A 15,027-nucleotide genomic window follows, 5' to 3' on the forward strand; every position below is an offset into this window, starting at 1 on the left:
GGCGGGACGTTCGTCATCATGCAAGTACGCGCAACGCGCGGCCGATCACGGCTCGTGGCGCAGATACCCTTCCTTGCTCGGATCGCGCATCCGCCACGACACGATCAGCGAGATCGCGCACAGCACGGTCACGTACCAGTAGAAGGTTTCCTCGCTGCCGATCGACTTGAACCACAGCGCGACGTACTCGGCCGAGCCGCCGAAGATCGCGTTCGCCACCGCATACGACAGGCCCACGCCCATCGCGCGCACTTCGGGCGGGAACATCTCGGCTTTGATGAGGCCGCTGATCGACGTGTAGAAACTGACGATCGCCAACGCAACCGTGATCAGCACGAATGCGGCCACCGGGCTCGTCACGTCCTTCAGCGCATGCATCAGCGGCACCGTGCCGATCACCGCGAACGAACCGAACAGGATCATCGACGTGCGGCGGCCGATCTTGTCGGACAGCGCGCCGAACACCGGCTGCATCAGCATGTAGACGAGCAGCGCGACGGTCATCACGTTGCTGGCCGTCTTCGCGTGCATGCCGGCCGTGTTCACAAGGTACTTCTGCATGTACGTCGTGAACGTGTAGAAGATCAGCGAGCCGCCGGCCGTGAAGCCGACCACCGTGAAGAACGCACCCTTGTGCTGCCACACGCCGCGGATCGTGCCGGCATCCTTCTTGTCGCGCGATGCGCTCGTCGACGTCTCGTCGAGCGACTTGCGCAGGTACAGCGAGATCAGCGCGGCCGCCGCGCCGACCACGAACGGAATGCGCCAGCCCCATGCTTTCAGCTCGCCGGTCGACAGCGTCTGCTGCAGGATCACGAGCACCAGCAGCGCGCACAGCTGGCCGCCGATCAGCGTCACGTACTGGAACGACGCGAAGAAGCCGCGACGGCCCTTCAGCGCCACTTCACTCATGTAGGTCGCGCTCGTCCCGTACTCGCCACCCACCGACAGGCCCTGGAACAGGCGCGCGACCAGCAGCAGCGCCGGCGCGAACGCGCCGATCTGCGCATAGGTCGGCAGCACCGCGATCACGAGCGAGCCGCCGCACATCATCAGCACCGAGATCATCATCGCCGCGCGACGGCCGTGACGGTCGGCGATGCGGCCGAACAGCCAGCCGCCGATCGGACGCATCAGGAAGCCGGCCGCGAACACGCCGGCCGTGTTCAGCAGCTGCGTCGTCGTGTTGCCGCTCGGGAAGAACGCCGGCGCGAAGTACAGCGCACAGAACGAGTAGATGTAGAAGTCGAACCACTCGACGAGGTTGCCCGATGAGGCGCCGACGATGGCGAACACGCGCCGCCGGGTGTCATGCGCGGACAGCGCAGCTTGGTCGGTCTGGACGTCCATGGGTTGGTCTGTTCCTTTTAGTACTTTCTGGGCGAGACGGCTGGGGAGCCGCCGCGTGCGGTCGCACGTGGCACCGGTTCCGGCGCACGGCGCTACGGGATTTTAGCGAAATGTAAAGTAACAGGCTTTCCGGGTTCGTCCGGATGTAGAAAATTTTTCTCCCGCCATGCGTTCGTCATATGAAAACGCCAGCCGTCAGGCTGGCGTCCGATGCAAACATGTCCGACCGCGACGATCACACGCGCACTTCCGGCGGCACGTAGCGGCACTCATAGCGCTTGCGCACGGTGCCGGCCTCGTCGACGCTTTCCAGGTACACGTCGAACTGCCAGAGCCGCGCCATGTGCTTGAGCACTTCCTCGCTGTCGTTCGACAGATGGCGGTTGTCGGTCATGAAGTGGCGCAGCGTGAGGCTGCGGTCGCCGCGCGTATTCACCGCCCACACCTGGATGTTCGGCTCGCGATGATGGATGTCGTACTGCCGCGACAGCGCCTGCCGCACATACTGGTAGCCGGACTCGTCGTGAATCGCCGACACTTCGAGCGAATCGCGCATGTCGTCGTCGAGCACCGAGAACAGCCGCATTTCGCGAATCAGGTTCGGCGACAGGTACTGCGCGATGAAGCTCTCGTCCTTGAAGTTGCGCATCGCGTAGTGCATCGCCGGCAGCCACGGGGTGCCCGCGATCTCCGGAAACCACTTGTAGTCCTCTTCCGTCGGCGCTTCGCAGATCCTTCGGATGTCGCTCATCATCGAGAAACCGAGCGCATACGGGTTGATCCCGCTGTAGTACGGCTTCGTGACGGGCGGCTGGTAGACCACGTTGCTGTGCGAATGCAGGAACTCCATCATGAAGCCGTCTTCCAGCTTGCCCTGGTTGTACAGCGTGTTCAGCAGCGTGTAGTGCCAGAACGTCGCCCAGCCTTCATTCATCACCTGCGTCTGCCGCTGCGGGTAGAAATACTGGCCGATCTTGCGCACGATGCGGATCACTTCCCGCTCCCATGGTTCGAGCAGCGGCGCGTTCTTCTCCGCGAAATACAGCAGGTTCTCCTGCGGCTCGGGCGGATAGCGGCCTTCCTGTTCCTCCGTCAGCTCGGGCTTCTTGCCCGGCAGCGTGCGCCAGAGTTCGTTCACCTGCGACTGCAGGTACGCCTCGCGCTCGCGCCGCAGCGCCGCTTCCTTCGAAAGCGACGGCTTTTGCGGCCGCTTGTAGCGGTCGACGCCGTAGTTCATCAGCGCATGGCACGAGTCGAGCAGCTCCTCGACGCGATCGAGGCCGTAGCGCTCCTCGCATTCCGCGACGTAGTTCTTCGCATACACGAGATAGTCGATGATCGCGTGCGCGTCGGTCCACAGCCGGAACAGGTAGTTGCCCTTGAAGAACGAGTTGTGCCCGTACGCCGCGTGCGCGATGACGAGCGCCTGCATCGTCATCGTGTTCTCTTCCATCAGATACGCGATGCACGGGTTCGAATTGATGACGATTTCGTATGCCAGGCCCATCTGGCCGCGGCGGTAGCTCTTCTCGGTCGCGAGGAAGTGCTTGCCGAACGACCAGTGACGGTAGTTGACCGGCATCCCGACCGACGCGTACGCATCCATCATCTGCTCGGCGCTGATTAGTTCGAGCTGGATCGGGTAGATGTCGAGCTCGTATTGTTCGGCGACCTGCGAGATGTGCGTGTCGTATTCCTCGAGCAATTCGAACGTCCAGTCGGACGGGCACGGCAGTGGCTTGCGTTCGGCAACGTTCATACGCGCTTCCTTTTGCCCGGAACCGGGCAAGTCGGCGGCCGGCGGCGGCGGTTCGGCCTGCACGCGTTGCTGCGGTGCGGCAGGGCCGGCCGTGTCGTCGCCGGAAGGGCGCGGCGCGTAGCCGCGCGACTCGTTGTGCAGATGGCGGGTCGTCATGACATTTCCAGCTGCTTTTCGAACAATTCGCGAAACACCGGGTAAATGTCCGCAGCCGATTCCGCTTTTTTCATCGCGAGATGCGGTTGCGACAGGGCCAGTTGCGCATATTCCAGCCACAGGTTCTGCTCTTCCGGCGCGACCTGGATATACGCGAAGTAACGCGTCTTGGTGAGGATATCCTCTTCCAGGATTTTGCGACACTTGGGCGAATCGTCAGTCCAGTTGTCGCCGTCGGACGCCTGCGCGCCGTAGATGTTCCATTCGGTCGGCGAGTAGCGCTCGTTCATCACCTTGCGCATCAGTTCGAGCGCGCTCGACACGACCGTGCCGCCGCTTTCGGTCGAATGAAAGAAGGTCTCTTCGTCGACTTCCTCGGCGCGCGTGTGATGACGGATGAACACCACTTCGATGCGCTCGTAGTTGCGCTTGAGGAACAGGTAAAGCAGGATGAAGAAGCGCTTCGCGAGATCCTTGCGCTGCTCGTCCATCGAGCCCGACACGTCCATCAGGCAGAACATCACGGCCTGGCTCGACGGTTGCGGCTGCTTCACGCGGTTGATGTAGCGCAGGTCGAACGGATCGATGAACGGAATCCGCCAGATGCGCCCTTTCAGGTGATGGATCTCGGCCTCGAGCGTCGCGATTTCCGCGCGGCGGTCTTCCGGATCGCTCTTCATCACCTCGAGCTGCGCCTCGAGCTCGCGCAGCTCGTTGACGAGCGGCGAGCCGAGCGCGATGCGCCGGCCGAGCGCGCTGCGCAGCGAACGCACGACGTCGATGTTGTTCGGTGTGCCTTCCGCCGACCAGCCCGCACGCACGTTCTTCCAGCTCGGCACCGTCAGCAGGTGCGTCTTCACGAGGCGCGGCAGTTCGAGATCGTCGAAGAAGTACTGCATGAACTCGTCGCGCGACAGCTCGAACACGAAGTCGTCCTGCCCTTCGCCCTCGTTGCTGGCCTGACTGCCGCCGCCGCCCGAGCCGCCCTGCGGACGCGGGATCTTGTCGCCGCGTGTGTAGTCCTCGTTGCCGGGGTGCACGTATTCACGACGCCCGCCCGGCGCGTGCCGGAAATTCGGCTCCGCGATGTCCTTGCGCGGGATCGTGATGCTCTGCGTGCTCTGGATATCCTTGATGCTACGGTCGCGCACCGCGTCGGACACGGCACGACGAATGTAGTTCTTGACGCGACGCAGGAAGCGTTCGCGATTGGCGATGCTCTTGTTCTTGCCGGCCAGCCTGCGGTCGATGATTTGATGAAGCACTCCCGGTCTCCCGCTCGAAAATCGATCTGCCGGGGCACTCGCCGCGCATGCCGTCTGCCGTCATGCGGGCGGCGCCTCTGAAAGCACCCGTACGGACTCGCCGCACGGGCGCGATACCGCGCGCGTCATGACGACTTGCGCACGCGCAGGTACCAGTCGCAAAGCAGCCTCACCTGCTTCGGCGTATAGCCCTTCGCGACCATCCGGTTCACAAAGTCCTCATGCTTGCGCTGCTCCTCCGCCGAACCCTTGGCGTTGAATGAAATCACCGGCAACAGTTCCTCGGTGTTCGAGAACATCTTCTTCTCGATCACGACGCGCAACTTCTCGTAGCTCGTCCACACGGGGTTCTTGCCGGCGTTCGCCGCCCGTGCGCGCAACACGAAGTTCACGATCTCGTTGCGGAAATCCTTCGGATTGCTGATTCCGGCCGGCTTCTCGATCTTCTCCAGTTCCGCGTTCAGCGCGGCGCGGTCGAAACTCTCGCCCGTGTCGTGGTCGCGGAATTCCTGATCCTGGATCCAGAAGTCCGCATACGTGACGTAGCGGTCGAAGATGTTCTGGCCGTACTCCGAATACGACTCGAGATACGCCGTCTGGATCTCCTTGCCGATGAACTCCGCGTAGCGCGACGCGAGCACGTCCTTCACGAAGGACAGGTACTTCTGCTCGGTTTCCGGCGGGAACTGCTCGCGTTCGATCTGCTGTTCGAGCACGTACATCAGGTGCACGGGGTTGGCCGCGACCTCGCTCGTATCGAAGTTGAACACGCGCGACAGGATCTTGAACGCGAAGCGCGTCGATACGCCCGTCATCCCTTCGTCCACGCCCGCGTAGTCGCGATACTCCTGGTACGACTTCGCCTTCGGATCGGTGTCCTTCAGGTTTTCGCCGTCGTACACCTGCATCTTCGAGAACAGGCTCGAATTCTCTGGCTCATGCAGGCGCGACAGCACCGAGAACTGCGACATCATCTTCAGCGTACCCGGCGCGCATACGGCCTCGGCCAGCGACGAATTGCGGATCAGCTTCTCGTAGATCTTGATCTCTTCCGACACGCGCAGGCAGTACGGCACCTTCACGACGAAGATCCGGTCGAGCAGTGCCTCGTTGTTGCGGTTGTTGCGGAAAGCCTTCCACTCCGATTCGTTCGAGTGCGCAAGAATCACGCCGTCGAACGGAATCGCGCCGAAACCTTCGGTGCCCTTGAAGTTGCCTTCCTGCGTGGCGGTCAGCAGCGGGTGCAGCACCTTGATCGGCGCCTTGAACATTTCGACGAATTCGAGCAGGCCCTGGTTCGCGAGGCACAGGCCGCCCGAGTAGCTGTATGCGTCGGCATCGTCCTGCGCGTACTGTTCGAGCTTGCGGATATCGACCTTGCCGACCAGTGACGAGATGTCCTGATTGTTCTCGTCGCCCGGCTCCGTCTTCGCGATGCCGACCTGCCGCAGGATCGACGGATAGCGTCGCACCACGCGGAACTGGCGGATGTCGCCGTTGTATTCGTGCAGGCGCTTGACGGCCCACGGACTCAGGATGCTTTTCAGGTAGCGGCGCGGAATGCCGTACTGTTCCTCGAGGATCGGACCATCCTCGTCGTAGTCGAACAGCCCGAGCGGCGATTCGTTGACGGGCGAACCCTTCAGCGAATAGAACGGCACGCGCTCCATCAGTTGCTTCAGGCGTTCGGCGATCGACGACTTGCCGCCGCCCACCGGGCCCAGCAGGTAGAGGATCTGCTTCTTCTCTTCCAGACCTTGCGCAGCGTGGCGGAAGTACGCGACCACCTGCTCGATCACTTCCTCCATTCCGTAGAACTCACGGAACGCGGGATAGACCTTGATAACCTTGTTCGCGAAGATCCGCGACAGGCGCGGCTCGTTGCGGGTATCGATCTGTTCAGGTTCCCCGATTGCTTCCAGCATGCGTTCACCCGCCGTCGCATACGCGGATGGATCGTTCTTGCAGAGCGCGAGATACTCCTCCAGCGAGAGCTCTTCCTCTCGCGTTTTTTCGAAGCGGTTCGCGAAGCTGCTGTAAATATCCATGCTACCTCCCTCGCCTGAGTCTGAAGACGTGCCTGCCCTCGTATGACTGCGCAGAAGCAAGCGCGTTCGAATTCATCCTAAACCCTTTCTTATTTTTTTTCACGAACTCTTCGTATGAAGTTCGTCATTCTCGACAACACCGCTTGGACAACGCATTTCGTCGTTTTACAATCGACCTCCCGAGTCGCAGAAACTGCATCCGCCGCGTCTCGTCGAACATCGAAACGTCTCGTGCGTTGGACACCTCCGACGTCGCCACTTCTCCCCTTCATCCCTATACGTTCGAGCGGCCGCGTGCGATGACACGCCGCGCGCACCGTTACAAATTTTTTTCGCAGTCCCTTACGGACATACCCGTACGACGAACGCGGGAACATGGCGCGCACACCGCGCATCCGCGCGAATCCGTCGGTGCGTGACGCACGTGCCGATGCACGCTCGATCGTGCGCGCTGTCACATTTGGCTTGTCGCAGAAACGACGACGCCCGCGGATCGCGGGCGTCGTTCGTCACCAAATGGGGATAGATACGCGGCACGCGCGGATCAGAACGTCTCCCAGTCGTCGCCGCCGGCGGTCGCCGCTGCCGGCGCGGGCGCAGCCGATACGGCGGCAGGCTTGCGCGCCGGCATCGCGGCGGCCGCGCGTTTCGGCGCAGCATCGCGTTCGATGCGCGCAGCAGCCTGTACCGGCGCCGCAGCCGGCGCGGAAGGCGCGCGCGGCGGCGCATGCCGCGCCACCGCAGCGACGGTGCCCGCGCGCGCCGCTTCGTCGTCGAGCTGGAATACCGCCGCCGTTTCGCGCAGGCGGGCCGCCTGTTCTTCGAGCGACTGCGCGGCGGCCGCGGCTTCCTCGACGAGCGCCGCATTCTGCTGCGTGACCTCGTCCATCTGCGCGACCGCGCGCGCCACCTGGTCGATCCCGCCGCTCTGCTCCTCGGACGCCGCCGCGATCTCGCCCATGATGTCCGTCACGCGCTGGACCGCGCCGATCACGTCGCTCATCGTGCGCCCCGCTTCGTCGACCAGCGTCGAGCCCGTCCGGATACGCTCCACCGACGCGTCGATCAGCGCCTTGATTTCCTTCGCCGCGCTCGACGAACGCTGCGCGAGACTGCGCACTTCGCCGGCGACGACCGCGAAGCCGCGGCCTTCCTCGCCCGCCCGCGCGGCTTCGACGGCCGCATTCAGCGCAAGTATGTTGGTCTGGAACGCGATTCCCTCGATGATCGCGATGATGTCCGCGATTTTCGCCGAGCTGTCGTTGATTTCGCCCATCGTGCCGACCACCTGGCCGACCACCGTATTGCCCTTGTTTGCAATCTCGGACGCATTCGCGGCCAGCGAGCTTGCCTGGCGCGCATTGTCCGCATTCTGCTTCACGGTGCCCGTCAACTGCTCCATGCTCGACGCGGTTTCCTGCAGCGCCGCGGCCTGTTCCTCGGTACGCGACGACAGGTCAATGTTGCCGGCCGCGATCTGGCGGGCCGCGGTCGCGATCGACTCGCTGCCGCCGCGCACGGTACGCACCGTGTCGACGAGCCCGCGCTGCATCCTCGCCAGGCCTTCCAGCAACTGGCCCATCTCGTCGCGCCGGTCCACGACGATCGGCCGGCGCAGGTCGCCTGCGGCGATCGCGTCGAAATGCGACAGCGCATCGGCGATCGGACGGCCGATCGCGCGGCTCAGCGTCAGCCACGACAGCACCGCGGCGCCGATGCCGGCCAGCAGCACGACGATCGACAGCACGCGCATCGTCTCGAACACCGATTCCGCCTGATCGAAGCGCGCCTGCGCATTGGTGAACTGGAAGCTGCGCAGCGCTTCGCCGGCCACGGCCAGCTCGTTATAGCGCGCCTGAAGCTGCTTCGCGCCGTCGCCGATCCGGTCGTGATCGCCGGCCGCGACCGCACCCGCGAACGCGTCGCAGCTGCCCTGCAGCGCCTTGCGCCGGGCGGCGACGTCCTGGGCAAGCCGGTCCTCATCGGCGTCGCGCGGCAGCGCAAGATATTTCTGCCACCATGCGTCGGACTGCGTGCGCATCGCGCGGCTGCGCTCGATGGCGGCCGTGGAGTCAGGCGTGCCGGCCAGCAGCGCCGCCCGGTCGAGTGCGAGGCGCTCGCGCGCGGCGAACATTTCTGCGGTCGCCACGTTGACCGCGCTCGGCATCTGGTTCGTGAAAATCTCGCGCGTCGAATCATTCGAACGCGTCATCCCGTACAGACCGAGCACGCCGGTGACACCCAGCAGTACCGCCAGAAACGCCATCGTCAAACCGATGCGCGCACGAATCGTCAGGTTCCTGAACACCATCATCCATCCTGTATTGCGTCGTCATGAACGGGCCGGCCCGTTGGCTCGAAGCATTGCTTCACTCGGTGCATTTACGACCGTGTGGCGCATAACTTGATGGTTTAGGCGTCATTATTTCGAATTATTCGTCTGCTTATTGCAGAGAACTGAATAATTGACGCAATTCGGGTCAGGACGGCGAACAGGAGAAAAGGCGCGCCGGCGCACTGCCGGCCGCGCGACCGGCCGTCTCGTGCGACGGACCGGCCGCGCGGCGGAACCGGAAACCGGGGATCAGGCCCTAGTCGGCCAGTTCAGCGCGGGTAGGAATCGACGGCTGCGCGCCCGCGCGCGTGACCGATAGCGCCGCCGCGCGTTGCGCGAAGCGGATGGCCGTATCGACGTCCGCGCCGGCCGCGAGCCGTGCGGAAAAGCCGCCGATGAAGGTATCGCCGGCCGCCGTCGTGTCGACGGCCTGCACGACCGGCGCCGGATAGTGCCGCGCGGTGCCGTCGGCCGTCAACGCGAGCACGCCGCGCGCGCCGAGCGTGACCAGCACGTTGCGTGCACCGCTTGCCTGGAGCGCCCGCGCGGCGGCTTCGGCCTCCGCCGGGTCGCGCACCGGCAGCCCGGTCAGCGCGGCTGCCTCGACCTCGTTCGGGATCAGGTAGTCGACGAGCGGCAGCCAGCCGTCCGGCAGCGGCGCAACGGCCGGGGCCGGATTGAGCACCACCGTGCGGCCGAGCCGGCGCCCGGCCGACAGTGCCGCGAACACCGCGTCCGGCGGCGTCTCGAGCTGGCAGATCAGCACGTCGGCCGCCGCCAGCGCGGCCTCGTGCCGCGCGATCGTGTCGGTCGTGACCTCGCCGTTGCCGCCCGCGACGATCACGATCGCGTTCTGGCTCGCATCGTCGACGACGATCAGCGCGACGCCGGTCGACGCCGACGCGCTCGCCGCGAGCCGCGTGCAGTCAATGCCCTCGGCCTCGAGGCCCGCGCGCAGTGCCGCGCCGTGCGCATCCGCGCCGACGCAGCCGATCATCGCGACCTGCGCGCCAAGCCGGGCGGCGGCGACGGCCTGGTTACCGCCCTTGCCGCCCGCCGCCTGCGCGAACGCATGCCCGGCGAGCGTTTCGCCCGGCAGCGGCAGCCGCGGCGCTCGCACGACGAGATCCATGTTGAGGCTGCCGACCACCGTCACGCGGCCGGCGCCCGTTGCGGTCGCCGTCATGAGCGAGCGCCCGGCGCGGCCGGCTCGCGGTAAACCGCCGTCGATTCGCGCAGCACGAGGCGCGGCGATACGACGCGGCGGCGGCTCGGCACGGCGGTCGAGCCGCCGCCGATCCGTTCGATCAGCGTCTGCGCGGCCATTTCGCCGAGCGCGCGCACCGATTGGCCGACCGTCGACAGCGCCGGATACGTGTAGCGGGAAAACTCGATGTCGTCGAACCCGATGATCGAGCAGTCGTCGGGCACGCGCATTCCGCGCTCGGCCGCCGCGCGCAGCGCGCCAACGCCCATCAGGTCGTTGCCCGCGAAGATCGCGCTCGGCCGCACCGATTCGAACAGCCGCGACGCCGCGTGATAGCCGCCCAGGCACGAGAAATCGCTTTCGGCGATCGCACCCGGCACGATGTCGACGCCGCGCTCGGCCATCGCGCGGATGAAGCCGTGCACGCGCATCGCACTGACGGCGGTGTCGGTCGGCCCGGTGATGCAGCCGATCTTCGCGTGCCCGAGTTCGAGCAGGTGGCGCGTCGCCAGGTACGCGCCGCGCTCGTGGTCGATCTGTACGAGATCGGCCGCGAGCCCCTCGATGTTGCGGTCGACGACGACGAGCGGCGCATGGATATCGGCGAGCGTCTGCGCGAGCACCGCGTCCTCGCCCGCCGACGCGACGATCAGCCCGTCGATGCGCTTTTCCTGCAGCACGCGCAGGTAGTTACGCTGCTTCACGGGATCGTCGTCCGAATTGCAGAAGAACACGCAATAGCCGTTGGCCGCGCACTGATCCTCGATGCCGCGCGCAAGCTCCGCGAAATACGGATTCGTGCTGTTCGGCACGACGAGGCCGATCGTCGCCGTCGAACGCGCCTTCAGCGACCGCGCCACGGCCGACGGCACGTAATTCAGCTCGCGGATCGCGCCCTCGACCTTCGCACGCACATCCGCGGACACCGGCCGCGAATTGTTCACCACGTGCGAGACGGTCGTAAACGACACGCCCGCCATGGCCGCCACATCCTTGATCGTCGCCATTTCCCGTTTCTCTCTGGTCTGTTCTGTCTGTCTTTTTACCGCACGCGCGTACGCCGGCTGCGATACGTATCGAGCACGACCGCCACCACGATCACCGCACCCGTGATGATCCGTTTCGTCGGCTCGTTCGCACCGATCTGCGCCAGCCCCGCGGCCAGCACGGAAATGATCAACACGCCGAAGAACGTGCTGATCACCGAGCCGCGCCCGCCCATCAGGCTCGTGCCGCCGATCACAACGGCGGCGATGACCTGCAGTTCGAGGCCCGCGCCCGCGTTCGGATCGGCCGCCTCGAGCCGCGAAATCTGGAACAGCGACGCGAGCCCCGCGAGCGCGCCCATCAGTGCGAATACGAGAATTTTATACGGCCTCGGGTTAACCCCTGCAAGTCGCACCGCTTCCTCGTTCGTGCCGATCCCGACCAGATAGCGCCCGAACACCGTGCGCGTGAGCACGAACTGGGCCGCGATCATCACCGCAACCGCGATCAGGAACGCCGGCGAGATGCCGAGCGCGATCGGGTTCGACAGGAAATCGAACGCGTCGCCGATATACGCGGTGCGCGAATTCGTCAGCTGGTACGCGAGGCCGCGCGCGGCCTCCAGCACGCCGAGCGACACGATGAACGACGGAATCCGCCAGCCGACCGTGACCGCGCCGGTCAGCGCGCCCGTCGCGGTCGCGACCGCGATCCCGATCAGCGCAGCGGGCAGCGGCCCCCACTGCCATTTCAGCGCGGCGACGCTGACCATCGATGCGGCGAGCGCGAGCACCGAGCCGACCGACAGGTCGATCCCGGCGATGATCAGCACGAAGGTCATCCCGACCGACATCACGACGAGATCGGGAATCTGGTTGGCGATCGTGCTGAACGTGTCGTAGGTCAGGAAATGCGAGCTCAGCACCGAGAACAGCGCGATCATCGCGGCCAGCGCGCCGGCGAGCCCGAGATAGTTCGACAGGCCGAGCCGCGTGCCGGACAGCATGCGTGCGCGGCGCCCCGTCACGTCCTGCTGCGCGCCTGCGTCGGTCGGGGATACGGGAGGCTGGGTCATTGCTGTCGTCCTGTCGTCGAAGTGCCCGGAGCGGCGCCGCGCGCCGGCCCCGCGTCCGGATGCTGCATGGCGGCCGCCGGCGTCTCGCGGCCGAAGCCGGCGAACGCCGCGGCCAGCAGCGCGTCCTGGGTCCAGTTGCCGCGCTCGAACACGGCGGTCATGCGCCCGGCCGACATCACGCCGATCCGGTCGCAGATCAGCATCAGCTCGCGCAGGTCGCTCGATACGACCACGAGCGCGCGGCCGTCGCGCGCGAGCGCGCCCATCAAAGTGTAGATCTCGAATTTGGCGCCGACGTCGATCCCGCGCGTCGGTTCGTCGAACAGCAACACGCCCATGTCGCGCGCGAGCCAGCGGCCGATCACGACCTTCTGCTGGTTGCCGCCCGACAGCTCGCCGACCGGCTGCGCCGCCCCGTGCGTGCGGATCCGCAGCGCATCGATCTGCTGCTCGGCGAGCGCCGTTTCGCGTGCGGAATCGACGATGCCGCCGCGCGCCAGCCGGTCGAGCTGGCCAAGCGATACGTTCGCGGTGATCGACTGCGACAGCAGCAGCCCTTCGCCCTTGCGATCCTCGGTGATCAGCGCGATGCCCAGCTTCACCGCATCGACCGGCGACGCGATCCGCGCCGGCTTCAGCGGCTGGCCGACTGCGATCGTTCCGGCATCCGGCGTATCGGCGCCGTAGATCAGCCGCAGCAGCTCGGTGCGACCCGCGCCGATCAGCCCCGAAATGCCGAAGATCTCGCCCGCGCGCACCTCGAGCGACACGTCGTGCACGGCCGTTCCGCGCGTCAGGCCCGATACGGCGAGCCGCGGCGCGCCGAAGCGGCGCTCGCCGAGATCGATGTGTTCGCCGATCTCGCGCCCGACCATCAGCGTGACGAGCCCGTCGGACGTCGTCGCCGCCATGTCGCCCGCATGGACGAGGCGGCCGTCGCGCAGCACCGCGACGCGCTCGGCGACGCGCGCGAGCTCTTCGAGCCGGTGCGAGATGTAGACGATCGCGACGCCGCGCGCCTTCAGCCGGTCGATCTGCTCGAACAGCAGCTCGACTTCGCGCGCGGTCAGCATCGCGGTCGGCTCGTCGAGTATCAGCACGCGGCAGTCGCCGATCAGGTTGCGCGCGATCTCGACCATCTGCTGGTGGCCGATGCCGAGCGCGCCGACCGGCGTATCCGGATCGACCGCGTCGAGCCCGACCTGCGCCATCGCCGCGCGCGCGTCGTCGCGCAGCCGCGCGCGATCGATGATCCCGAAGCGCCGCGGCAGGCGGTTCAGGAACAGGTTTTCGGCGACGCTCAGCGTCGGCAGCAGGTTCAGCTCCTGCATCACCATGCGCACGCCGAGCGCCTCGGCCTGCGTGCGGCTCGCCGGCGCATAGGCCTGGCCGCCGAGCTGCATCGTGCCGGTGGTCGGGTCGACGAGCCCGCCGATGATCTTCGACAGCGTGCTCTTGCCGGCGCCGTTCTCGCCCGTCAGCGCGAGCGCCTGGCCCGCGTCGAGCGTCAGCGTGACGTCGGCGAGCACGGGTTCGACATAGGTCTTGCCGATGCCGGATACGGACAGCACGGGGTGGGCTGAACGGGAGGGTTGGAAGGTCGATTCCATCGCGATCCTGGTTGCGGCCGCGCGCCCGGGGCGCGCGGATATGACGCTCACAAGTGCATGTGCATGCAGTGGCCGTGATCGCGCTCACACCGGATAACGGCCGCCGCGCCGGATTCTTGAGGGCGGCGGCCGGACCGGTGCGGCGTTACTTCGTCACGAGATCCACCGGCGTCTCGACCACGCCGGACATGTCGGCCTGCTTGCGATGCTCGGCGATCGCCTTGAGCGCCGTGTCGATGCCGAACACGGCCTGCTTCGCCGCGTACTGGTCGGCGGTCGCGAGCACGCGGCCGTCCTTCAGCATCGGCTTGATCGCGTTGATGTTGTCGTAGCCGACCACGAGCACCTTGCCCTGCTTGCCGGCCGCGCGCACGGCCGACACGGCGCCGATCGCCATGTTGTCGTTGCCGCACAGCAGCGCCTTCAGGTTCGGGTATTCGTTGAGCATCGCGGCGGCCACCGCATTGCCCTTGTCGATCTCCCATTCGCCCGACTGCACCGACACGACCTTCATCCCGCCCGCCTTCATCGCGTCCTGGAAGCCGGCCGTGCGCTGCTGCGCGTTGGTCGTCGTCGACACTCCTTCGACGATGCCGACCTGGTCGCCCGCCTTCAGCCGCTTCGCGAGGTAATCGCCGATCTTGCGCGCGCCCTTGCGGTTGTCCGGGCCGACGAACGGCACGTTCAGGTTCTTCGACTTCAGCACGTCGGGATCGAGCCGGTTGTCGATGTTCACGACGACGATGCCGGCGTCGACGGCCTTCTTCACGACCGGCACGAGCGCCTTCGAATCGGCGGGCGCGAGCACGATCGCGTCGACCTTCGAGACGATCATCTGCTCGACGATGCGGATCTGGTTCGCGGTGTCGGTCTCGTCCTTGATGCCGTTGGTGATCAGGTCGAACTGGTTCGCGTTGTGTTTCTGGTATTCCTTCGCGCCCGTTTCCATGGTCAGGAAGAACTCGTTGGCGAGCGACTTCATCACGAGCGCGACCTTCGGCTTGGCCGCGGATTGCGCGTGGACAGCCGGTGCGGCGGCCACCGCGACGGCGGCGAGCGCGGCGGTCAGGAAGCGACGGCGAAAGCGGACATTCATACACATCTCCTGGCGACTGGCCCGAAGGGCCGGATTGTTGTTTGGTTGTTGTTTTAATGTGAGCAAACGTTTGCGCCACACTACCCGGGCAATGGCCATCGATGCTGCTGTCGGTACCACGGAATGGAAGCGAGGCAGA

10 protein-coding genes are annotated in these 15,027 nt (G+C 65.7%); all 10 read right to left on the bottom strand.

Annotated features, from left to right (window positions below; genetic code table 11):
• Positions 1-45: 45 nt before the first annotated feature.
• The gene (locus tag HWX03_RS26855) at positions 46-1,350 is read right to left on the bottom strand and encodes an MFS family transporter (protein ID WP_175819876.1); all 1,305 of its coding nucleotides are present in this window, start codon (positions 1,348-1,350) and stop codon (positions 46-48) included.
• 235 nt (positions 1,351-1,585) lie between these two features.
• Complete coding sequence (locus HWX03_RS26860) at positions 1,586-3,265, bottom strand: SpoVR family protein (RefSeq protein WP_175819877.1); 1,680 nt, start codon at positions 3,263-3,265, stop codon at positions 1,586-1,588.
• Positions 3,262-4,530, bottom strand: coding sequence for a YeaH/YhbH family protein (locus HWX03_RS26865; protein ID WP_175873319.1), 1,269 nt, complete (start codon positions 4,528-4,530; stop codon positions 3,262-3,264). Before HWX03_RS26865 ends, HWX03_RS26860 begins: the two co-directional genes overlap by 4 nt.
• A 125-nt stretch (positions 4,531-4,655) precedes the next feature.
• Positions 4,656-6,578, bottom strand: coding sequence for a PrkA family serine protein kinase (locus HWX03_RS26870; protein ID WP_174388863.1), 1,923 nt, complete (start codon positions 6,576-6,578; stop codon positions 4,656-4,658).
• 544 nt (positions 6,579-7,122) lie between these two features.
• Positions 7,123-8,889, bottom strand: coding sequence for a methyl-accepting chemotaxis protein (locus HWX03_RS26875; RefSeq protein ID WP_175873320.1), 1,767 nt, complete (start codon positions 8,887-8,889; stop codon positions 7,123-7,125).
• Positions 8,890-9,169: 280 nt separating this feature from the next.
• Positions 9,170-10,099 carry a ribokinase gene (gene rbsK, locus HWX03_RS26880; protein WP_175873321.1) on the bottom strand — a complete coding sequence of 310 codons (930 nt, stop codon included), beginning with the start codon at positions 10,097-10,099 and terminating at the stop codon, positions 9,170-9,172.
• Positions 10,096-11,127, bottom strand: coding sequence for a LacI family DNA-binding transcriptional regulator (locus HWX03_RS26885; RefSeq protein ID WP_175819881.1), 1,032 nt, complete (start codon positions 11,125-11,127; stop codon positions 10,096-10,098). The genes rbsK and HWX03_RS26885 overlap by 4 nt, the downstream gene beginning before the upstream one ends.
• Before the next feature lie 35 nt (positions 11,128-11,162).
• A complete protein-coding gene (locus HWX03_RS26890; RefSeq protein ID WP_175873322.1) occupies positions 11,163-12,182 on the bottom strand; it encodes an ABC transporter permease in 1,020 nt (339 codons plus the stop codon).
• Positions 12,179-13,792: a sugar ABC transporter ATP-binding protein gene (locus HWX03_RS26895; RefSeq protein ID WP_175873323.1), complete on the bottom strand. Its 1,614-nt coding sequence runs from the start codon at positions 13,790-13,792 to the stop codon at positions 12,179-12,181. Before HWX03_RS26895 ends, HWX03_RS26890 begins: the two co-directional genes overlap by 4 nt.
• Positions 13,793-13,937: 145 nt before the next feature.
• On the bottom strand, positions 13,938-14,888 hold the full coding sequence (locus tag HWX03_RS26900; RefSeq protein WP_011545349.1) for a sugar ABC transporter substrate-binding protein: 951 nt from the start codon (positions 14,886-14,888) through the stop codon (positions 13,938-13,940).
• Positions 14,889-15,027: the final 139 nt, after the last annotated feature.

It is taken from the genome of Burkholderia sp. BCC0397, from assembly GCF_902832865.1.
Classification (GTDB): Bacteria; Pseudomonadota; Gammaproteobacteria; order Burkholderiales; family Burkholderiaceae; genus Burkholderia.